At 50.0% G+C, this 20041-nt stretch carries 23 protein-coding genes; 12 read left to right on the top strand and 11 right to left on the bottom strand.

Annotation, left to right across the window (positions count from 1 at the left end; genetic code table 11):
- The first annotated feature begins 64 nt into the window (after positions 1-64).
- The 4 genes from PHF39_RS08785 (at position 65) to PHF39_RS08770 (ending at position 3544) form a co-directional block, all read left to right on the top strand.
- On the top strand, positions 65-1072 hold the full coding sequence (locus PHF39_RS08785; RefSeq protein WP_300223074.1) for an aliphatic sulfonate ABC transporter substrate-binding protein: 1008 nt from the start codon (positions 65-67) through the stop codon (positions 1070-1072).
- A 69-nt stretch (positions 1073-1141) separates the two neighbouring features.
- Positions 1142-1927, top strand: a complete 786-nt coding sequence (locus PHF39_RS08780) for an ABC transporter permease (protein ID WP_300223072.1) — start codon at positions 1142-1144, stop codon at positions 1925-1927.
- A 1-nt stretch (position 1928) separates the two neighbouring features.
- A complete protein-coding gene (locus tag PHF39_RS08775; protein WP_300223070.1) occupies positions 1929-2690 on the top strand; it encodes an ABC transporter ATP-binding protein in 762 nt (253 codons plus the stop codon).
- 125 nt (positions 2691-2815) lie between these two features.
- On the top strand, positions 2816-3544 hold the full coding sequence (locus PHF39_RS08770) for a 50S ribosomal protein L16 (RefSeq protein WP_366144216.1): 729 nt from the start codon (positions 2816-2818) through the stop codon (positions 3542-3544).
- A 143-nt stretch (positions 3545-3687) separates the two neighbouring features.
- Here PHF39_RS08770 and PHF39_RS08765 read toward each other — a convergent pair whose 3' ends face one another.
- Positions 3688-4239 carry a DUF5698 domain-containing protein gene (locus PHF39_RS08765; RefSeq protein ID WP_300223068.1) on the bottom strand — a complete coding sequence of 184 codons (552 nt, stop codon included), beginning with the start codon at positions 4237-4239 and terminating at the stop codon, positions 3688-3690.
- Between the two features lie 494 nt (positions 4240-4733).
- Here PHF39_RS08765 and PHF39_RS08760 point away from each other — a divergent pair, with 494 nt between their 5' ends.
- Entirely contained in the window at positions 4734-4925 is a 192-nt protein-coding gene (locus tag PHF39_RS08760) for a hypothetical protein (RefSeq protein ID WP_300223066.1), read from the top strand.
- Positions 4926-5003: 78 nt separating this feature from the next.
- Here the strand turns inward: PHF39_RS08760 and PHF39_RS08755 are convergent, their stop codons facing one another.
- A complete protein-coding gene (locus PHF39_RS08755) occupies positions 5004-5939 on the bottom strand; it encodes a hypothetical protein (protein ID WP_300223064.1) in 936 nt (311 codons plus the stop codon).
- 189 nt (positions 5940-6128) lie between these two features.
- On the opposite strand from PHF39_RS08755, the gene PHF39_RS08750 reads away from it, so the two are divergent.
- Entirely contained in the window at positions 6129-7442 is a 1314-nt protein-coding gene (locus PHF39_RS08750; protein ID WP_300223062.1) for a PAS domain S-box protein, read from the top strand.
- Between the two features lie 210 nt (positions 7443-7652).
- On the opposite strand, the gene PHF39_RS08745 is transcribed toward PHF39_RS08750, so the two are convergent.
- The 3 genes from PHF39_RS08745 to PHF39_RS08735 form a co-directional block, all read right to left on the bottom strand.
- Entirely contained in the window at positions 7653-7913 is a 261-nt protein-coding gene (locus tag PHF39_RS08745) for a HepT-like ribonuclease domain-containing protein (RefSeq protein ID WP_300223187.1), read from the bottom strand.
- Positions 7914-8132: 219 nt separating this feature from the next.
- A complete protein-coding gene (locus tag PHF39_RS08740) occupies positions 8133-8297 on the bottom strand; it encodes a nucleotidyltransferase domain-containing protein (protein WP_300223060.1) in 165 nt (54 codons plus the stop codon).
- Between the two features lie 213 nt (positions 8298-8510).
- Positions 8511-9662, bottom strand: coding sequence for a Fic/DOC family N-terminal domain-containing protein (locus PHF39_RS08735; RefSeq protein WP_300223058.1), 1152 nt, complete (start codon positions 9660-9662; stop codon positions 8511-8513).
- A gap of 568 nt (positions 9663-10230) precedes the next feature.
- Here PHF39_RS08735 and PHF39_RS08730 point away from each other — a divergent pair.
- Positions 10231-10737, top strand: a complete 507-nt coding sequence (locus PHF39_RS08730) for a DUF1016 N-terminal domain-containing protein (protein ID WP_300223056.1) — start codon at positions 10231-10233, stop codon at positions 10735-10737.
- Positions 10738-10810: 73 nt separating this feature from the next.
- The gene (locus tag PHF39_RS08725) at positions 10811-11284 is read left to right on the top strand and encodes a PDDEXK nuclease domain-containing protein (protein ID WP_300223054.1); all 474 of its coding nucleotides are present in this window, start codon (positions 10811-10813) and stop codon (positions 11282-11284) included.
- 49 nt (positions 11285-11333) lie between these two features.
- Here the strand turns inward: PHF39_RS08725 and PHF39_RS08720 are convergent, their stop codons facing one another.
- Both PHF39_RS08720 and PHF39_RS08715 read right to left on the bottom strand, forming a co-directional pair.
- The gene (locus PHF39_RS08720) at positions 11334-11468 is read right to left on the bottom strand and encodes a hypothetical protein (RefSeq protein WP_300223052.1); all 135 of its coding nucleotides are present in this window, start codon (positions 11466-11468) and stop codon (positions 11334-11336) included.
- Between the two features lie 220 nt (positions 11469-11688).
- Positions 11689-12087 (bottom strand): hypothetical protein, encoded by a 399-nt coding sequence (locus tag PHF39_RS08715; RefSeq protein ID WP_300223050.1) that lies wholly within the window; start codon positions 12085-12087, stop codon positions 11689-11691.
- A 441-nt stretch (positions 12088-12528) separates the two neighbouring features.
- Between PHF39_RS08715 and PHF39_RS08710 the strand changes: the two genes are divergently transcribed.
- The 3 genes from PHF39_RS08710 to PHF39_RS08700 all read left to right on the top strand — a co-directional run bounded on the left by PHF39_RS08710 (position 12529) and on the right by PHF39_RS08700 (position 14966).
- Positions 12529-13425: a hypothetical protein gene (locus PHF39_RS08710; protein WP_300223048.1), complete on the top strand. Its 897-nt coding sequence runs from the start codon at positions 12529-12531 to the stop codon at positions 13423-13425.
- A gap of 227 nt (positions 13426-13652) precedes the next feature.
- Positions 13653-13994 carry a hypothetical protein gene (locus PHF39_RS08705; RefSeq protein WP_300223046.1) on the top strand — a complete coding sequence of 114 codons (342 nt, stop codon included), beginning with the start codon at positions 13653-13655 and terminating at the stop codon, positions 13992-13994.
- 717 nt (positions 13995-14711) lie between these two features.
- On the top strand, positions 14712-14966 hold the full coding sequence (locus tag PHF39_RS08700; protein ID WP_015286349.1) for a helix-turn-helix transcriptional regulator: 255 nt from the start codon (positions 14712-14714) through the stop codon (positions 14964-14966).
- A gap of 154 nt (positions 14967-15120) precedes the next feature.
- Here the strand turns inward: PHF39_RS08700 and PHF39_RS08695 are convergent, their stop codons facing one another.
- Complete coding sequence (locus PHF39_RS08695; protein ID WP_300223043.1) at positions 15121-15492, bottom strand: hypothetical protein; 372 nt, start codon at positions 15490-15492, stop codon at positions 15121-15123.
- A gap of 111 nt (positions 15493-15603) precedes the next feature.
- On the opposite strand from PHF39_RS08695, the gene PHF39_RS08690 reads away from it, so the two are divergent.
- On the top strand, positions 15604-15738 hold the full coding sequence (locus tag PHF39_RS08690) for a hypothetical protein (protein WP_300223041.1): 135 nt from the start codon (positions 15604-15606) through the stop codon (positions 15736-15738).
- Positions 15739-16867: 1129 nt separating this feature from the next.
- On the opposite strand, the gene PHF39_RS08685 is transcribed toward PHF39_RS08690, so the two are convergent.
- From PHF39_RS08685 to PHF39_RS08675, 3 genes are all read right to left on the bottom strand, one after another.
- Positions 16868-17164 carry a helix-turn-helix transcriptional regulator gene (locus PHF39_RS08685; protein WP_300223039.1) on the bottom strand — a complete coding sequence of 99 codons (297 nt, stop codon included), beginning with the start codon at positions 17162-17164 and terminating at the stop codon, positions 16868-16870.
- A 210-nt stretch (positions 17165-17374) separates the two neighbouring features.
- Entirely contained in the window at positions 17375-18910 is a 1536-nt protein-coding gene (locus PHF39_RS08680) for a site-specific DNA-methyltransferase (RefSeq protein ID WP_300223037.1), read from the bottom strand.
- Positions 18911-18985: 75 nt separating this feature from the next.
- The coding region (locus tag PHF39_RS08675) for a hypothetical protein (RefSeq protein ID WP_300223035.1) at positions 18986-20041 on the bottom strand (1056 nt) is incomplete at its 5' end.

Genomic DNA, 20041 nt, shown 5'->3' with positions numbered 1-20041 from the left:
ACAAAAAGAGAGAAATAATGGCCGAATCGGGTAGTTTTTAATAATGCCCAAACAACACTCCCGTATGAAATCTTCTGCACTCATGGCAATCGCCATCATTGCGGTTGTCCTCCTCCTGGTCACGGCCGGCTGTACCCAGCCGTCGGGCACCACCGACACCAAGACCAGCAAAGCACCCGTCGACTCACTCGTCATCGGCTACCAGCCCAGCACTCACCAGATGGCCTTCATCACCGCCATGGAGAAAGGCTGGTGGCAGCAGGACCTCGCCCCGGTCGGCGTAAAGAAAGTCTCTGACAAGATCTTCCCGAGCGGACCCTCCGAGATGCAGGCAATGCAGGCCGGCGATCTCGATGTCGCGTATGTGGGCGCTGCCCCGTTCCTGACCGCGGTCAGCACCGGCCTTGACGCCAAGATCGTTGCCGGTGTCAACACGCAGGGCTCCGACCTGGTTGTCCGCGAGGGTATCGAATACACGGGACCTGAGAGCCTGAAAGGAAAGACCATCGGGACGTTTGCCATCGGCAGCATCCAGGACACCATCCTCCGCGACTGGCTCAAGAAGAACAACGTCGACCCCGACAAGGACCTGATGATCGCCCCCATGTCCCCGGGCGATGCGGTAACAGCCATCCTGGCCGGCAAGGTCGATGCCGTCTTCCTCCCGACCCCGTCCCCGAGCACCATCGTCAACCAGGGCAAGGGCAAGATCGTTGTCCACTCCGGTGAGATGTACCCCAACCACACCTGCTGTGTCCTCGTGGTTAGCGGCAAGCTGATCCGCGAGCACCCGGAGATCGTGAAGCAGATCATTGCAACAAACGACAAGGCGGTTGCCTGGAACCTCGCAAACAAGGATGAAGCCGCGGTGATCTATGCCAACAAGACGAGTGCCAGGCTCGACGATGTCAAGGCATCCCTTGCCGAGTGGGACGGCAACTGGGCGTCCGACCCGAACATCATCGTGGAACCGGTCCTCGATTACGCGAAGATCCAGTACGAGCTCAGGTACATCAAGAAACCGCTGACAAAGGACGATGTCTTCGACCTTTCGTTCTACCAGAAGAGCTGAAGAGACCAACCCTTTTTTTCCCTTGAACTCCTTTACTATACAGGATTATCCGCGGTTACTGAGGGCCCCATGGGAAAGTATTCGACGAATGGCAGGGACTGGCGGCTTGGCGCGCTCGCCATCGTTTGTACGCTGATTATCTGGCAGTTCATTGCAACCGTCATCATCCGGTACCCGTTCATCCTTCCCGCGCCGACCGATGTCTTCTCGGCGTTCATCTCCCTTATCCAGAAAGGCGACATCTTCATCGACCTCGGGACCAGTCTCGTCCACTTCGCCATCGGCCTTGGCCTTGCGCTCATCGTGGGGATCCCGCTCGGGATCATCATAGGCTGGAACCGCCGGATCGAGGCGCTTGCCGACCCCGTGATCGAGCTCCTCCGCCCCATCCCCCCGCTTGCCTGGATCCCGTTTGCCATCATCTGGTTCGGGCTGACCTCGTTCTCCGCGGGCTTCATCATCTTCATCGGGGCGGTCTTCCCCATCATCATCAACACCTACAGCGGCTTCCGGGGCGTGCCCCGGGTCTTCGTGGAGGCCGGCAAGATGCTCGGGTGCACAAAGGACCGCGACCTTGTCCGGTATATCGCCTTCCCGGCGGCCCTGCCGTCCGTGGCAGCCGGGATCCGGATCGCGACCGGTGTTGGATGGATGTGTCTTGTCGCCGCCGAACTCTTCGGTGTCTCGAACTTCGGCCTTGGCCAGAAACTCTGGTTCTACTACTCCCTCCACCAGATGGACAGCGTTGTCGTGTACATGATCCTGCTTGGCCTTATCGGCCTTGCGTTCGACATGATCTTCCGGTACTATGTAGACAAGAAGTTCCTGAAGTGGCGGACCGGGGAGGTGGCGTGAGATGGGCGATCTCGTGATTACCGACCTTCACCAGTCATTCCCCCGGGACGACGGGTCGCGGCTGGTTGTGCTGGACAACCTGAGCCTCACGGTGAAGGACAAGGAGTTTGTCTGCATCCTCGGCGCCTCCGGCTGCGGCAAGACAACGCTTTTGCGAATGATCGCAGGCCTCGACCACGCGGAGTCCGGCTCGATCGTGCTCGACGGGGAGGCGATCACGGGCCCGAATCCGAAGGTCGGCATGGTCTTCCAGGAATATTCCCTCTTCCCGTGGCGGACGGTCATCGACAACATCGCGTTCGGCCTCGAGATGCGGGGAATACCAAAAGAGGAGCGGTACCGGGTTGCAGAAGAGTACCTGGAGCTGGTCAACCTCAGCCAGTTCCGGGACAGTTTCCCCTCGGAGCTCTCGGGCGGGATGCGGCAGCGGGTGGCCGTTGCCCGGGCGCTCGCCCTCGACCCGGTCGTGCTTTTGATGGACGAGCCCTTCGGGGCGCTCGACGCCCAGACACGGAACAAGCTCCAGATCGAACTCCTGGAGATTTGGGAGAAGACAAAAAAGACGGTCATCTTCATTACGCACAGCGTGGACGAGGCCGTCTTCCTCTCGGACCGGATCGTTGTGCTGACGCCCCGGCCGGGCCGGATCTGCCAGGTTACCGAGATCCAGCTCCCGCGTCCCCGCGACCGCACGAGCCCGGCGTTTGCGGAGATCCGGCGCGAAGTCCTTGACCTTATAAACCAGCACTGTAGTATCCAGTAAGGTTTAATACGACACATATCCATTTTATACAAGCAGTTTGAGGAGCGTACCGGTACCGATATCTGTCTCAATAACCTGATATTCCGGACCGCTTTTTCAAAAGTACTCATTTGGAGTTGGACGCGATGGTTAGAAAACCGGCAAAGATGTACAGGGACGTTGCCAAGAAGGCCTACACACGACGCGAATACATGGGCGGTGTCCCCGGGAACAAGATCGTGCAGTTCGAGATGGGCAACCTCTCGCAGGAATTCCCGACCGAAGTTGACCTGATTGTTGAAGAGGCCTGCCAGATCCGGCACAGTTCCTTAGAGGCTGCCCGTATCACCATCAACCGCCGGCTCATGAAGGACGTCGGCCGTTCCAACTTCCACTTCAAGGTCCGCGTCTTCCCCCACCATGTCCTGCGCGAGAACAAGCAGGCAACCGGCGCCGGTGCCGACCGTGTCTCGGAAGGGATGCGCCTCGCTTTTGGCAAGGCAGTCGGAACCGCAGCCCGCGTCACTCCCGGCCAGGCAATCCTGACGGTCTTCTCCACTCCCCAGTACCTCGAGAAGATCAAGGACGCGATGCGCCACGGCGCCCACAAGCTCCCGAGCCCGGCACACCTGAAGGTCAAAGAGATCAAGGTCAGCGGCAGGATCGTTGCAGCACCGAAGATCGTTGGCGAGAAGGTTGTTGCAGCACCGGTTGTCACCGAAGAGGCGGCAGCCGAGCCGGCAAAGGACGCGAAGGGTGCAGCACCTGCAAAGGGCGGCAAGGAAGCCGCACCGGCCAAGGATGCCAAGGGCGGTGCCCCGGTCAAGGCCGACGACAAGAAGGGTGCAGCCCCGGCAAAGGGCGGCAAGAAGTAATATTTTCTTTTCTCTTCCCCGTTTTTTTCAATTGTTACAAAAAGTGTTTCCTTTCCAGGGGAGCGGCTGCTGTTTTCACGGTCGCGGGCCGGCACGTGAGGGATGACGGGCCTCTCTTCCGGTGCCCGCCACCCTCCTGCACGTCAACTGTACCCGATGAACCCGGCAATCCCCCGCTTCCGGTTCCCGAAGTAGATCTCCCGCTCGCTCATGGTGGAGACGTCCTCGATGGTGAAATGCACGTCGGGATAGTCGGTCTTCAGCACCTCAAGCAGGTGGCGCGCCTCTTTTCTTGGCACCATGCTGATGAGGATGGCAACCGCGGGCACGAACTGGCCCGAGCCGTTGATCCGCGTGGTCCCGTACCCGAGTTCCCCGAGGCGCCGGATGAGCGGTTCGGGGTCTTTTGTACAGAAGATCCTGACGATGACGGTGCCAAGGCCAATCCAGGATTCGATGGTCATGCCGATGAGTGTCCCGATCCCGTACCCCAGCATGTAGGCGATGATGCCGGGGATGTTGTCGAGGTTCGTCAGCACGAGACCGGTGGAGAGCACCCAGATTCCAATCTTCAGCGTCCCGATGCCGGAAGCGAGATACTTGTGGCCCTTTGTCACGTAGACAAGCCGGATTGTCTCCATTGCAGTCTCGATGATTCGTGCAAGGAGGATGATAAGCGGTAAGGCAAGATCCATAATTTCGCAACCATGACCTGTGTCCGCACCACATGTACGGCAATCTAGGCATATCCGTTTGGGAGTATGTATGCCTTTTGGGAACAGGCGGAGATGCAAACAAGAAAGATTTTATTATAAAAGATATGATATTGTTTCTGTGAATATTGTCCCCCGCCGATACTCTGTACCTACATCCCTCGTCTGCAGGAACAGTGTTCACTTGCCTTCAAACAAAACTCACCTTTGAGCATACAAGGAGAAACCCGGCCGGGCCCGGCCATACGGACCCGGTAAGTCTTTTTTTTTCCGACTGGTTCGAAGAACCAGGAGGACGAGAAGAATCCGAAGGATTCTTCGAGCTTCGACTGGTCCGCGAAAACCGCGTCGATCCCCCAGCTTTCCCCCCCCCGTTCGCCCCCCCCTCCGTCGATCTCCGGCAGGTGCATGCAGTCCTGCCTGACGGTTCTGCCATGCAGAATGCTTTGGCAAATTACTATTATCTCACTTCTGGTATGCTGGTATATCCAGTAAGAGACTGGAGGAGTGTGGAGAAGATGAATGCTGGTGAATTTGCAGAAATCCATGAAGCGTGGATCGAAGTGATGGCCGCTTTTGAAGAGGCGGAAGTACCGTTTGAAGAGGAACAGGTGGCAGGCACCGGGGTGTTTGCCGCAGGTACGGCGCCGGTTGCGACAGCACGGTGACCTGGCCCAACGAAAATTTTCCTTTTTTCGCTGGTTTTACATTCCGGGACTGTCACACCGGTAAAAAATTGTGCTTCCTTATCTGATTCCCCTGAACTGGAACTCTGGCACTCTCCGGAACTTCCCGTAATAATTGCCCACAAGATCGGCCTCCAGTTCCTTCAGGTTATGCGGAAGGACGTTCTGCCCGATGATCTGGTATGAGAACAGCACCTCGCGCCCGCCATAGTCTTTCCCGCACAGGCCGAGCAGGCGTCCTGCGATATCCGCTGACTGGCCGATAAGCAGGATCTCCCGTGACCCGGCATCCGCGAGCAGGTAGAGACCGGCCCCTTCGCCAACAGTACGGGCGTGTTCCAGGCACAGCGGTGCCTTCACTGTCCATTCAAGCCCCATCCAGTCGCTGTCGCCCGGTTCTCCCGCGGGTTCCAGCGGGCTGATGCTCGGGAACCCGGCCGGGTTATCCTTCTGGGTATTGGTAAGCTTCCCGCCCCGCCGGCTCTCTGCCCGGGTCGTGGACTTCCGGTACCGCGGGTGGAACCGGCCGAAGTTGCAGAGCGGGGATTCGCCGGTCTCCTGCCGGTAGGCAGAGAGCAGGAAGTTCTCCATTCCTTTCCGCCCGCTCACCGAGGCATCGAGCGGGGCGGAGGAGACTTCGAGCATGACCGGTTCGAGATCACCGGGTTCTCCGGCACTGGGGGAAGATGGATCCTTGCAAGAATCGTTCTCGCGGTCAGCTATCCACTCGACCCACCAGCACCAGAGTGCCGGTGCTTCGGAATACGGGTCGCTCCACGGCATGATGTCTCCTCTCCGGAGGGTCTGCCGGAGCCCGGCCAGCTTCTTGTGGAGCGACTGGCCGGTCTCGCCGATGTACATCAGGAGGTCTTTGTCATCCGGGCGGATGCGATAGACCCCCGGCGCTTTCTGGATATACCAGAATTCGCGCGGGGCATTGAAGGGCACCCACGGGGACCAGTCAAGGTCAAGCCAGTTCTCTTCCAAAAAATCCATAGCTGTTCTCTGGTTATTTCGTAGACGTGCGATCAGATGAACCCTTTCAGAGGGGCGGGGCCGGAAGGACCGGTTCTCGTGCCCTGGCGATTCTCGAGAGTCTTTGGTCCTCCTGCTGTCCTGCAGACGGGGAGTTACCTCAGTAGTAACATTAAAACAATAACAAAAGATAAAAGATCGTGAGCCAGTATGCCGGAACAGATACGGGTTCTCTATGTTGACGATGAGCCCGGTCTTTTGGAGTTGGGGAAGAGCTTCCTTGAAAAGGATGGGGATATCGTTGTCGATACGGCAGAATCGGCAACCCTTGCGCTTGCCCGCCTGAATACTACGCCCTGCGATGCGATCGTCTCGGATTACCAGATGCCCGAGGTCAATGGCATCGAGTTTTTGAAACGGGTGCGGGGGAGCGGCAGGACGATCCCGTTCATCCTCTTTACCGGGCGCGGCCGCGAGGAGGTGGTGATCGAGGCCATCAACAACGGTGTCGACTTCTATCTCCAGAAGGGGGGAGACACCATGGCGCTCTTTGCCGAGCTCTCCCACAAGATCCGGCAGGCCGTCTCCCGCTACCGGACACAGGGAGAGCTCCAGGCAGCCTACGAGCAGCTCTCGGCGTCCGAAGAACAACTCCGCAGCCAGCTCGACCTCATTATCGAAAAGCAGGAAGCTCTCATCAAGAGCGAGGAGAAGTTCCGGGACCTTGTCGAGACCTCGCTTGACCCGATCTGGGAGATGGACATGAATGGGACCTTCACGTACATGAGCCTGGCCTGTCTTGAAGTCCTCGGGTATTCGCCGGAGGAGGTCCGGGGAAAGACGGTCTTCTCCCTTGTCGCGGAACCCGTCCGGCAGGCGTTCTTCCATGAGTTTGCGACCCTTGACCGGAGCACGAAGGTGACCCGGGAGCTCGAGCTGCCGTTCCTGTGCCGGGACGGGCGTGTGAAGCTGTTTGAGATCCGGTCCATTCCCCAGTACGATGCAAAGCACCAGCTGATCGGGTTCCGGGGGACCGCCCACGACATCACGGAGCGGCGCAAAGCCGAGGACCGGCTCAGGAAGAGCGAGGAGAAGTTCCGGTCGCTTGTGGAGACCTCCCCGGATATGATCTGGGAGGTTGACCTGGAAGGTACGGTATTGTACGCCAGCCCGAAGGTGAAAGACATCATGGGGTATGCGCCGGAACTCCTTATCGGGAAATCTGTCGGGGATTTCATCCCGGAACAGGCATGCCCCCGTTTTGCCCGGTTAATGCAGGAGTTTACTGCATCCACCGGGCCCATCGCGCCCATTGAGTTCCCGGGCGTTCACCGTGACGGGCACCCGATTTTTTTTGAGATCCGCGTGGCACGGGTTACCGGTCCCGACGGGAAAACTATCGGGTTCCGGGGAACGGGCCGGGACATCACGGAACGGCGGAAGGTAATGGACGCCCTCCGGGAGAGCGAGCGCCGGTGCCGCGAACTTGCGGGGGACGGGCCGGGGGAGAAGGGGGAGGGGTAGCCGGGACCGGATCCACTTGCCGATGCCGGGAATTATGACGGGGCTGTACTCTTCAACAGATCTTTGTGCTGCCTGCACTCCGGATGAGATTTTCCGGAACAGAATAGCGGAGAGAATACGTAATATCAATATTTTTGTGAATTTGCTCTCAATATCTGAGTGTGAGGAACGGACTGAGGTGGGATTGACTATCCGGGTGAGAGTACCTGGTCAATCTCCTCTTTCAGGAGAGGAAGATCCTTTTTTCGCGGTATTCCAGACTTCGTCAAGATCAATACCAAAGTACTGGTGGACGAGAAGGTGCCGCGTGGAAATGATATCCTTCCACGGGATTTTCTGGTGTTGAGCCTGGAATTCCGGCGAGATCCCGTTTGCGGCTTCTCCGATGATCTGGATATGGTAGAGAACCCAGACCTGGAGAAGATCTGACTGGAAAAATTCCTCGTTTGCTTGCGGGAGTTTTTCATAAATGCGTTTGATTGCTTCCCGTATATCGAGAAGCCGGTCCCGGTCACTTCAGTCCAAGATTTTTCAAATCTTCTCCAATCTCACCTCTGCGAGGTTCGATTTCATAGTGGAACCGCTTCCTGCATCACGGAATTGCGGATCTGTTCCTTGAGACCATTGACCGATGCCACATCCACGCTGCATCCAAGAAGTTCTGAAAGCTCCCGCTGCAATGCCGCATGCTCACGATGTGCCGAAAGGAAACCCGACAAGAAAATCGATATCGCTTCCCTCCCGTGCTTCATGGCGGGCGACCGATCCGAAAATACGGATGTTTTTAATGCCGAACCGGCCTGCAAGTACGAGGATATCATCTCGTTTTGTTGTGATAATCCTGTAGTGGTCCATAGCCGGTTCCTGTTACCAGACAGGTGTGCCGTCATGATTATTAATGCATTGACCGGGCGACCGGTTCCGGCTCTCTCCCTCTTGTCCCGGTTCTTCAGGACTGATGCCGGTGTCCCTGCAGATCTGCTTCACGATCTTTGGATGAGCATTTCGGATTTGAAAAATATCCCGGTTCCGGCTTGCGGGGATTGGGCCCGGGATTCCATACAATAATTACTGCCCGGTTCCCCGCTCAATGATCCTGAGGTAATCAGTAAAGAGGTATTTTTTGTACCGTTTTTTCCCGGTGATCTCCCGGAGAATCTCCAGTCTCTCGAACTGGTTCACCAGGTCATAGGCAGGCTGGTGACTGATGCCAAGCGCTGAACTGATATCGGTAACCGTGACGACAGGTTTTGTAAACAGGAGGTCGATGAGCCGGACTGCGCTTAAGCCTCCGACATTATTTTTAACAAGGGTATCGATGAGCCGTTCTTTGAGTGCAATGATCTCCTTTGCATTGGCAAGCGCTTCTTTTGATACTTCGATGATGCCGCGAAGGAAAAATTTCAGCCACGATTCCCAGTCACCTTCGATCCTGATTTTCTGGAGATTGTTGTAGTATTCCTCCCGGTGCTGTTTTAAGTAGATGCTCAGGCAGAGGAGGGGGCGGGCAAGAATGCCTTTCTGGCAAAGATAAAAGGTGATGAACAACCGCCCCATACGGCCATTCCCGTCAATAAATGGGTGGATCGTCTCGAACTGGGCATGTACCAGGCCAATCTTGATGAGCGGGGGAATCCGGTCATCGGTGACGATGAACGATTCGAGATCCTTTAACAGTTCCGGCACTTTTTTTGGGGGTGGGGGCACGAATGTTGCTGAGTGCACGCCCGATCCCGGCGGGCCAATCCAGTTCTGGACTGTGCGGATCTTTCCCGGTTCTTTCTTGCCGCCCCGTGTTTCCTCAAGGAGAGTCCGGTGGATTTCCTGCAGGATCGCGATGGAAAAAAGTTCATGGCTTGTTCGCCTGAGGCCCTCATCCATTGCCCGGATGTAATTGATAACTTCTTTGACCTCGTTAATGTCATCGCTTGGGACCATGTCTGCTTCGAACTCAAGTACGCCCTGGAGCGATGCCTGGGTTCCTTCGATCTGGGAGCTGAGCAGCGCCTCTTTTTTCACGTACATTGCAACGAAGAGATCGGCATTGGGGAGGATTGCGGTCATACCATCCAGGCGTGCGAGGGCCCGGTCCGCTTCTGAAAGGAGGTGATGAAGTTCGTCATCGAAATGCACCGGGGGATCCGGGGGCAGCGGTTTTGGGATATATGCTTGGTATCCTCCGTTCTGGCGAACCGTGATTCCCATCCTGCTTTCCTGCATATGTCTTCCTCACCAGAATTATCGTTACGATCCCGCGTGTAATTCTGGCCAGCCAGAGTTACAGTGTGCTCAGGGTGTTTAAGTCTGTTTTACCAGAATAAGGTTTTGGCACCGGTGTCCCTGCAGATATAATAATAAAAGAAAAGGAGCGGGGTGTGAAAATGACGATGCTTTCTGCCCCTTCCCTATACCCCGGATACACCGCATATGCTGCGGACAACAGAACATACCTCTTCAGGTGATTTTGTCCCGGAGAACTCCTGTCGTACAGCGCAAAAACCCGGTCCTGTGCTCCAGATCGTTTTCCATGTATCATCGATTGCAGCATGGATTGCTGGAATGGCATACTCTGGTGGGATTGGAAGGATGATCACCGGGCATTGGCAAGGCCTTCACGTGAGACTTCTTTTGATGCCGCGAGTATCATCTGTGAAAACTGTTCATGAGAACTTTCACCCTCCGCACTTCAGCTTTTATCGTGGGAGAAAAATAAATTATTTTTAGAGATCTCGTGGGAATCATTATGGAACATTCAAAGAAACCTCCAAGGAAAACGGCTGGAAAAATAATGTTTCCGGTCCATGATAATCCTGAATCAGCAGCGGCTCTTCTTGGCGATATCCGGTCCCTTGTAGAGTCAACACGTTTCCGTGTCGCCGCCGGAGTAAATGCTGAGATGGTGCTGCTCTACTGGGATATCGGTGAGCGGATCCGAAAAGAGATTCTTGGCGATGAGCGGGCTGCGTACGGTAAACAGGTGGTTGATCTGTTATCGGACCAGTTATCGGCTCACTATGGCCGCGGGTTTGCGAGAACCAATCTCTTCAACATGATCCGTTTTGCAGAGGTTTTTCCGGACCGTTCAATAGTCCACTCACTGAGTGGACAATTGAGCTGGACCCATCTCCGTAATCTTATCTATATCGAAGATTCCCTTGCCCGTGAATTCTATACCGAGATGTGCCGGCTTGAACGGTGGAGTGTCCGGGTGCTCCAGGAAAAGATACGGGGAATGCTCTTTTGTTCGGACTGCTCTCTCAAGGAAGCCGGAAGAACTCGCCCAAAAAGAGCTTGAAGCGTTGCGTGACGATGACATAATGACGCCGGATCTTGTTTTCAGGAACCCGTATTTCCTTGATTTTTTGGGATTGTCTGATACATATTCTGAGAAAGATCTGGAGAATTCAATCCTTCGTGAGCTGGAGCGGTTTATTCTTGAACTTGGTACCGACTTCTCATTTGTTGCCCGACAGAAACGGATCACTGTCGATCATGAGGATTACTATATCGACCTGCTCTTTTATCACCGGAAGCTACGACGGCTTGTTGTCATCGACTTAAAGCTCGGGAAGTTCCGGGCGGCCGACAAGGGACAGATGGAACTTTACCTGCGGTGGCTGGACCGGTATGACCGGCAGCCGGGCGAAGAGCAGCCCCTCGGCCTGATCCTCTGTGCTGGTTCATCGGCCGGGCATATTGAACTCCTCCAGCTCGAATCAAGTGGCATCCGGGTTGCGGAATATTTTACTGAGCTGCCCCCCCGTAAACTGCTGGAACAGAAATTAAAACGTGCGGTGGCGATTGCACGGGAGCGATTAGCAGAGGGAGATGCTGGGTTGTGAACCGGATGCCTGAATAACGCAGAATAAATGGAATGAACCGGTCTTTTTTTTAGAGTTTACTCAGGATTTTCAAGGCTTTGTCGTGGCGGACCATGGACTTCTCCAGGATTACCCGTTCCGCCGGCGTCAATCCGCCGGCGTTCTCTTTTCCGGATTTAATTTTCGATATCTTTTCTTCTGCCATGATCTCATCTCCGGTTTCTGCTACTCATCATGGAATGCCTGAAGGTATTGTTTTCTGTATGGGCAGAAGACATGGCGGCCGGACCTTTTTTGATTCTCCTGCAGGAGCCTGTTCCGAAATCTCCGGTTCCTGCCGGAAATGTTCGAAGAGCCTTCGGCTTTTCTCATGCTTCATGTCTGGCAAGATTCAGCATCTCACACGATTTCCCTCACCCGTTGATTCACGTAATCTCCGGCTCCTGCCGGAAATAGCTCACGTACTCCCTGCACACGTCGTTCTCGCTCATAAACATCGTGTCTTTTAGCTCTTCCGATCGTTCGTAAAACGCCGGCACGTACTTCGCCAGGTTCGCATACTGCACGCCCCGCTCTGTGTCCAGTTTCGCGGCCAGGATTTTTATGAGACGGATGGCGCACGCTTCCGGTAGTGGGATGCAGTCGTTCTTTATATCCGTCCAGTGGAGGAGAAAAAAGGCTGCCGGCCGGTCTTTGATGGCCGAAACGAAGATGTCGGTGCCGCTTCTTACGGTGTTGCCGGTGTAATACGAGAACCGGGGAACAACGAAGAGGGGGATGTCGGTCGCGGGATTGATTACGGGAGTTGTTGTGTTTTTGGGCATCTTTGGATCATCTCGTGCATCACATCCGGTAATTCTGTTGGCAGGCGGACGATATAACTATTGATTATCGTATATAAAATCCGGTTTTTACCGGGTCCCGTGGATTTTCACAAACGATTCTGTACTTCTGGTGGATCGTACCGGTTTTTCAACCGGTAGACAGTTGCGTTAGAAATCGTTTATACTGCAATTTCCCATCGATAGTGTGGACAATGAGATCCTGCTCCGGCAACGAGTGTGCCGCCGATCTGGTTACTAGGACTCGAATAAATCTTTAAGATTCCAGTACCTGATGGTTGTCCAACAAATCTTGATATTGTTCCTTTAGTTCGATTGAACTAATCAAAAATTATTGCTTTCAATTGATAATAACAATTGTAATTTTGATAAAATATTAGAAAATTTTATATTGTAAACAGGTAAGTTAAAAGCGATGCAGTTATGGCAAGCTCTGAAAATCAGCCCGCAGTATCACTGGAACTCAAACCCCTGATCCCCTTGATTGTTATCGTAATGCTGAGTGTGATTGTTGCAGTAATTACATTTGGTAGTTTCCAGTCATCGGCTAATGTTACTATCAAAGATATGTCATTTTCCGGTGCGATTGCCGGGTTTATCGGGACATTCCTTGTTCTTTTTTCTGTATATTCCCAAATCTATGACAAAGCGTCTCAGAATAAACTTGCCGAATATCGGGAAATAATTGACAAATTACGGTTAAAGTTGATTAAAGGCGCTCCCTGTCCTGAAGGTTTTGAGATCGAAATGGATGAAAAGCGCAAATTTTTGTTTGCGCATCCAAGTACGTGGAAACCTCAGCAAGGAGTATTATACTATTTCACCGAGAATGTTCCGGAAAATGAGAGAAAGAACAGAAAGACCCGTGGCAGTTTTCATATATACTACATGGATTTGAATACCCTCGTTGAAACCTATAACATCGATAAAACAATCGATTTTCAGAACCTCCCCTATAAGGATCTTTATAGTAAATTATCAGTACGCGTGTTGGAGTCTCTTAACGAAAAAATGAAAAAAAATTTTCCGAGTTTCACTTTAATCAGCAGTAATAATGAATGTATACGGATTGATGATATACCCAGTTTAAGAGTCAACAGTACGTTCTCAATTATTGCAAAAGAACTCGTTGCCCAAGGAGAAGATGAAGCAAATTTTCCTGATTTAAATAAAACAATTACCCTGAGCAATACACGCCTTCTCATTTACAATAAGCGACTCCAGGGTTTGTATGAATTTGCCTCGGTCGATGATACCGAGGATTATATGGTCACGAGTGAAATTTTTAACCAGGTTACAAACTCAATTCGCTTTATTTAATCTCTAAAAAATTTTCCTACCATTTTTACATTATGCATTTGAAGCGCATATCGGGTTAGAATAAAAATTCACGAATTATCTTTTCCAGAACAGATACTTCCGGTACTGGTATTCCGTTGTTCTTATGATCCGTCCAATGGAGGAAACAGATAAAATTATTTAAAAAACTACGAGATTTAAAAAAACATTAAAAACATTTTTATAATGAGCGCGTAGTAGAACTTTGTATGCCTCCTCCAGGGTTAGACGTAAAAATTCTGAATCAGGTATTCCAGTTGATTCACAATGAAACAAACCACGGTACTGCAAATCACCTGACGAGAAAAAAATTACAGACTAGCGCCGGTCAAATTCCTCCGGAATCAGTTCTTGGATGCCTGGTAACCTATCAGGGAGATAATCTTATCCAATGTTCTAAGGATAAAGTTGATTTTCCTCCGAAGGACCAGATGAAAGACTACGATGAGTTCCACCTGACTTCAAGAGGAATAAAATCTGATTCGCCATACATGTATGCAAAGGATAAGTATGGGAATGAAGATCAATCGTTAATCGTACTACGAATATAACAAGATTAGAGCGCGTTGCGAAACGAAGCACAGGCAATTTTTCTGTATTGTTCCGATTTTTATCCATCGTTGGCAAACCATAATTGACGGGAAGACTCCGGAGATATCCCTAAGAAATCGTTAGGGGCTGATCTTAGAGTATTTACCATTTATCCTGTAATTCCCGCAGGTTTTCCGACCGGTAGACAGTTGCGTTAGAAATCGTTTATACTGCAATTTTCAATCGATAGTATGAACAATTGCGATCCTGCTCCGAGCCAGTGAATCGGAATCACCGGGGGGGATCGTTGTTCACATCAATCAGTTATCCTCATTGACCCCAACCATTGAGACCATTAACCAGACGAACGAAAGGGTATGAACAGAATAACCCGACGAAGTGACGACTCCCGGCCGGTTGGTGCACGGGGAGCGATTCAATATCCGGGGTTTTCCCCGTAATTTTTGTTAGGGATTTTTTTACCGGGACTTTTTCCGGCGGATGTTTTTTTAAATAAGTGTTGGTGACTGGTGACATTTCCCGGGATATCCGTATTCGGACATGGCTATTGGTGCCGGGGGCGTCCAAGCGGAAGTGATTTTGATCCGGAACGAAACGAAACGAACATTTGGTCACCAGTGCACCGGTATTGATATTTGCGGGCAGGGAGAAAAATATGTCGACTATTGTCTGCGATAGAAATTACCCTCTTTTCATCCGAATCTCACTCAGTGAACATGCGCGAGGAAGAAATTTTTGGCAGAATGCTGCAGGAAGAGCGGAAAGCCAAAAATATTTCCCAGGAGAAGCTTGCAAAACTCGCCGGCCTTGACCGGACGTTTATCAGTCTCATCGAGAATGGAAAACGGAGCCCGACATTTTCGACTATTCTGAAGATCTGTTCATCTCTTGATATTGCTCCATCGGAACTGTTCTCGATTTACGAGAAGAAGGATCCGGATTACCGGATAAGGAAAGGCGGGAAGCAATAGAGATTGTACGCTCGCTGGCGCATTCGATGATTCCTTTTTGGGAATCTTCTCATTCTCAACTTTCGAAGAATCCTGAGGGGTTCTTTTCCTGCGTCGGGTTTGATAATCTTCTGCATTCTGATGTTTCATCTTTTACAAGATTCAGCATCTTATACTATTTACGGTACGGGCCATTATTTAAAGCGTACCCTGCATCGCATGAGTGCCAGTTCCCTAAAAAAAATTCCGGCAGACAATTCCGGATATTTACAGAGTGTATTCCTCTGGCCGTATAGGGCATGAGGACGAGGCCGCGGAGGAGCTGGAGAGTGCACTCCTCGCTGACGGGTGCATACGCATCCGGTTTTTGCTCCGACCAGTGCAGGAGATAAAATTGGGGGGGTTGGCCTGGTGTGATCTTTGCGTAGATGTCGGTACCGCAGGTTATCCTGCCGGCCGCGTACGGGGAATACCACGGCGAGCGGAAGAGGGGGGTGTCGATCGTGGGGTCGGGCGGTGAGCCGGGTTGTACTGAGTGGGGCGGCATGGGGGCATCTCGGGGGTCACATTCTCGTATTATATTAGTTCTCACATTGGATAAATTTATCCAAAGGTATGATAATTACATACTTGGCATATTCGGGCATAAAAGAATGCGATGGCTCTCACAACGATCAAGATCCAGACAGAGACACGCGACAAGATAGCAGATCTTGGGAAGAAATCAGAGAGCTACGATACGATCCTCAATCGGTTGATCGATTTTTACCGGGAACATGCAAAGAAAGAGTGAGCCAGTTTTTCTCTCCCAGGTTTTTGGAACCTGTATTGGAGTTTTGGACATATGCCCATCCGGCCCCTCACAGGGCTCCGATTGGTCGTTGCGGGAGTTTTTACGTGTCTCATTCGTGAAAATGCGTGTCTCTTTTTTCCGCAATCGGCAGATTCAGATCCGGACTGGTGTATTTCCCTGCGTTTCGGGCCCGGATACGTGTCTCTTTATGTCTCTTTGGATGGCGGAAAAGAGGGTGGGACGGCTTTCAGGGTGTAGCGGGAAAAGGGGAGATCATCGCTATTGATCTCTTATGTGGGGAGTATGACGCTCAATGGGGCTGACGCAGTCGAAGATTTTCCGATGAAGATCTTCAAAGAACTCCGTTCCTCTCATCTCTCATGTCTGACGACATTCAAGATTCTCCCCAGCCTTCGGCTGGCCCAGCTGCGTGGGCTTGCCCCGGAGTTTATTAAAATCATCCTGTAAATCCCATTGTTTTTTCCGACCGGCAGACGCTTGCGTTAGAAATCGTTTACAGAGCAATTTCCTATCGATAGTGTGGACAATTGCGATCCTGCCCTGAGCTAGTGAACCGGAATCATCAGCGGGATCGTTGTTCACATCAATCAGTTACCTTCATGGACCCCAACCATTGAGACCATTGAACCAGACGAACTAAAGGTTTTGAACAGAAATATCCCGACGAAGTGGCGATCCCCAGCCGGGAGGTGCACGGGGAGGGATTCAATATCCGGGGGTCTCCCCGTAATTTTTTTGTTGGAGATTTTTTTTACCGGGGCTTTTTCCGGCGGATATTTTTTTGATAAGTGTTGGTGCATGGTGATTTTCCCGGAACATCCGTATTCAGACCTGGCTATTGGTGCCGGGGGCGTCCGAGTGGAAGTTTTTGATCCGGGATGTGACGAACATTTGGTCACCAGTGCACCGGTGGAGGTGTAAGATGGTTATGACAATAAATCTATGCACATTTTGTAAATTTTTTACTAATTATGCATTAATACCTAAATGTGCATAATCCCATTGGATTGTATGGCAGAGAAGGAAAATACGGTCAAGTCCCGGTACCATTATGGATCCAATTCTCTCGACCTCACGATTCCTTCTGATGTCGTTACTTCCAAGGGGATTAATCCAGGGGATATTTTCCGACTGATCGTGAAGGAAGAAAAGGGAAATCTGGTTTTACAATACGAGCGGGTCTATAAGACAAAAGTGTGAGGGGGGTTTGACGCTCATCGGGGCTGGCGCCCCTCGCCGCGTGGGCTAGCCCCGTGAAGGTCGGGCTCCGCTTCCCGTTCTCGATGAGGCTGATGGCGGTCCGGTCGAGGCCGGTGAGTTTGGCGAGTTTTTCCTGAGATATGTTTTTTGCTTTTCGTTCTTCTTCGAGGATTTTGCCAAAGATCTCTTCTTTTACGGATGTCACTGGTGGAGATGTTTCGAAAGAAGAGGCTTGTGATTATCGCAGACAAGAGTCGACAATGAGAGGTTCGAATTTGAATCATCGCATTGTTAGTATGGGTAATAGTTCTCTCGAAAAAATGCCACTCTTGTAAAACTGTTTCACCCAACAGCGAAGGCTCCGCAAGTGCGGCGCGCTCTGTAAAAAATACATTAGTCCTTCAGCAATTCACTATCAACAATTTTCAGTATTTAAAAATTTGTACACTTTAAATCCATTATAGCCATTAGGGAAAGGCTCTGGACTATCAATAAAATTATTTTCTTTTTGATTTTTTTCTGCCCTTTCATCAGTAATCTGTTTTATAACTCGTCTGAGTCGTTCTTTTCCAATTTCTGCGACGGTTTTATATCCACATTTAAAGGCTTCAGAATCTTCACTGGTCAACTCTGGTATTTGAACCATGATGAATTTCCGATTACCTCCCTCTTCTTCATTCAGAGTTATTACCGCGTGCGCAGTTGTGCAAGACCCAGCAAAAAAGTCTAGAATAATGTCGTTTTTGGATGAACCTAACTTTAAAAGCTCAATAATTAATCTGCAAGGCTTGGGATTATCAAATATTGTTAAATTCCCCAATATTTTTTGCATCTCTTTTGATCCACAATGACTCAATGGAACATTATCCCAAATTGTTGTATGTGATGTACCTTCCTTTACATCTGACAAAAATCGTTTAAGTTTCGGTCTCCCTTCGCCGTTCTTACCAAAATAAATCTCATTATTTTCAATCAATTTCTGTATGTGCTCTTGATTATATCTCCAATTTCCGTTAGATGATGGATAATGTAATTCTCCAGTGTTGGGATTTGTGATCGGGAAATAAAGCGATTTAACATATCGCCCACCTTTCACATTCGCCATTAAATCTCCCGCTGTCCAGGGGCCTTTTGGGTGATTATCTGGATTTTTATATCGTTTCAACTGTTCTGAAGTTCTTTCCTTGGGATAGAGTTTCAGATTTCGAATATTCTTTGCATAGACTAAAATGTATTCGTGGGCGGCACCAATCACCTTATCATTTGGCGGACTACTTCGTTTCTTCCAAATAATCTGTTCAACAAAGTTCCTTCCGTCAAAAATTTCATCCATTATCACTCGGAGATTGTGCACTTCGTGATCATCAATGGAGATAAAAATTACTCCATCATCCCGTAACAAATTTCGGGCTAAAAATAATCTCGGATACATCATGTTAAGCCAGTTCGAATGATATCGACTTGCCGATTCATTCGAAGAGGGAAAATAATTCGTTTCCTTGTCAAGCCTATTAGTTTTCCAGGGATTTTTTTGGGGATAATCTGAAAAATAATCGTTATATACAAACTTTTTTCCCGTATTGTATGGGGGATCAATGTAGATCATCTTGATTTTTTCAGCATATTCCTCTTGCATTATTTTTAATATGTCAAGATTATCGCCCTCAAAAAAGTAATTCTCGGTTTTCCGCCACTCAACAGACTCCTTTTTTTCGGGTTTTAAAACGCCATTTACTGGACTATGGATGGAGTGAAAACACTTATCTTTTCCTTTCCAGAGGAGCTTAAAATGTTCATCCTCATCCTCCAGACTATCTCCTAAAGAATACCGAAGCTGATTCCAATCAATTTTACCCTCTGTGAACGCTTCAGGAAAAAGCGTTTGCAATTTTTCTTTTTGAATATCTGAAATTTTAGATTTCAAAATAAGCTTTGAAACCATTCTTGCCATGAATAAGTGTATTTACACTCATCCTGGAAATATGTTCCTGGTTAAAGTTGCTGGTACTTTATTGAAAAAGTGGGTTCAGAGATTATATAATTCTGATAATTCTTTGCTGAACCCAAGAACAATCGGAATCAATCCGGGAGCAATCATTTTTGTGATATCCTTGATATTGCTGATAGAAATTCCATTTTTATTCTCCTTCTTGTTAATTTCCTTTACAAGCAATAATGTGAAAATCATCATCCCATCGACATAGATCTGTTTCAAAAGCATTTCATCAAATTTTTTATTTGCTTTCAATTCCGTCAATAAGACTTTATTATCCATATTGATTAAGTAGTCAATTTTATCCTCACGCTGCAATACGTGCATGGCTGTATTTTCATCAAATTCCCACCTCGGCCATTGATCCTTGTATATCGGCCTCGGTTCCGGTATACTAAATTTTTCCGGTTCCTTTCTGTCACCGTTATCATTACCCGGCGGATTAGGTCTGGGAGTTGGCTTCCCTGGTTGTTTATTTTCTTTCTTTTCTTTATCGATTAACACATAAAATTTTGAAGTGAATGGATCATCGTATCTGTGCTCATCAGTCACAGAAAATGTTAATTCGTTAATATCCCCGATTTGGACACCTTTTGGAACTTCAATTGCTAATGTAGCAATACCATTGTACAGCGAAATGCTTCGTTTTGGGTAGTCCTTATTGTTCAAAGATAATTCAAATGATCCTGGATAAAGAGACCTATCAAAATAATCGTTAACGACGTCTGTTTCAAATTGAATGAGGAATTTCTCCTGGTTTATCGGACAATGTTTTGGATTCGTTTGCGGATACTCTTTAATTAATTTGAAATATGTTGGGAATCTCTCCCCATTGAACTTTTTACCTTCACCAACATCCCCCAGCTTAAACGGGCTTGATATTCTACCGCCTTCAATGAGTATTTGTGCTAATGCTGGGGACATACTGACAAGTTTTTGCATGGTCGGCAGAGAGAATACTTCCTCACTAATTTTCTCTTTTAATAATTTCTGTTGTCTCCGATTCTGAATCTCTCTTAATCCCGCGTGTTTCCGAATGATATCTGCAAAATCTTTCTTAAAGCTAGTAAGAATAGGATCCTCCGCGAG

Source organism: Methanoregula sp. (assembly GCF_028712425.1).
Taxonomy (GTDB): Archaea; Halobacteriota; Methanomicrobia; order Methanomicrobiales; family Methanospirillaceae; genus Methanoregula.
The sequence above is the reverse complement of the archived record's forward strand: the minus strand, read 5'-3'. Positions and strand labels throughout refer to the sequence as shown.

Bases quoted from the DNA above. Each gene is read 5' to 3' on its own strand.
- PHF39_RS08785 (WP_300223074.1), top strand. From the start codon at position 65: ATGAAATCTTCTGCACTCATGGCAATCGCCATCATTGCGGTTGTCCTC.
- PHF39_RS08780 (WP_300223072.1), top strand. From the start codon at position 1,142: ATGGGAAAGTATTCGACGAATGGCAGGGACTGGCGGCTTGGCGCGCTC.
- PHF39_RS08775 (WP_300223070.1), top strand. From the start codon at position 1,929: ATGGGCGATCTCGTGATTACCGACCTTCACCAGTCATTCCCCCGGGAC.
- PHF39_RS08770 (WP_366144216.1), top strand. From the start codon at position 2,816: ATGGTTAGAAAACCGGCAAAGATGTACAGGGACGTTGCCAAGAAGGCC.
- PHF39_RS08765 (WP_300223068.1), bottom strand. From the start codon at position 4,239: ATGGATCTTGCCTTACCGCTTATCATCCTCCTTGCACGAATCATCGAG.
- PHF39_RS08760 (WP_300223066.1), top strand. From the start codon at position 4,734: ATGCTGGTATATCCAGTAAGAGACTGGAGGAGTGTGGAGAAGATGAAT.
- PHF39_RS08755 (WP_300223064.1), bottom strand. From the start codon at position 5,939: ATGGATTTTTTGGAAGAGAACTGGCTTGACCTTGACTGGTCCCCGTGG.
- PHF39_RS08750 (WP_300223062.1), top strand. From the start codon at position 6,129: ATGCCGGAACAGATACGGGTTCTCTATGTTGACGATGAGCCCGGTCTT.
- PHF39_RS08740 (WP_300223060.1), bottom strand. From the start codon at position 8,297: ATGGACCACTACAGGATTATCACAACAAAACGAGATGATATCCTCGTA.
- PHF39_RS08735 (WP_300223058.1), bottom strand. From the start codon at position 9,662: ATGCAGGAAAGCAGGATGGGAATCACGGTTCGCCAGAACGGAGGATAC.
- PHF39_RS08730 (WP_300223056.1), top strand. From the start codon at position 10,231: ATGTTTCCGGTCCATGATAATCCTGAATCAGCAGCGGCTCTTCTTGGC.
- PHF39_RS08720 (WP_300223052.1), bottom strand. From the start codon at position 11,468: ATGGCAGAAGAAAAGATATCGAAAATTAAATCCGGAAAAGAGAACGCC.
- PHF39_RS08715 (WP_300223050.1), bottom strand. From the start codon at position 12,087: ATGCCCAAAAACACAACAACTCCCGTAATCAATCCCGCGACCGACATC.
- PHF39_RS08710 (WP_300223048.1), top strand. From the start codon at position 12,529: ATGGCAAGCTCTGAAAATCAGCCCGCAGTATCACTGGAACTCAAACCC.
- PHF39_RS08705 (WP_300223046.1), top strand. From the start codon at position 13,653: ATGCCTCCTCCAGGGTTAGACGTAAAAATTCTGAATCAGGTATTCCAG.
- PHF39_RS08700 (WP_015286349.1), top strand. From the start codon at position 14,712: ATGCGCGAGGAAGAAATTTTTGGCAGAATGCTGCAGGAAGAGCGGAAA.
- PHF39_RS08695 (WP_300223043.1), bottom strand. From the start codon at position 15,492: ATGCCGCCCCACTCAGTACAACCCGGCTCACCGCCCGACCCCACGATC.
- PHF39_RS08690 (WP_300223041.1), top strand. From the start codon at position 15,604: ATGGCTCTCACAACGATCAAGATCCAGACAGAGACACGCGACAAGATA.
- PHF39_RS08680 (WP_300223037.1), bottom strand. From the start codon at position 18,910: ATGGCAAGAATGGTTTCAAAGCTTATTTTGAAATCTAAAATTTCAGAT.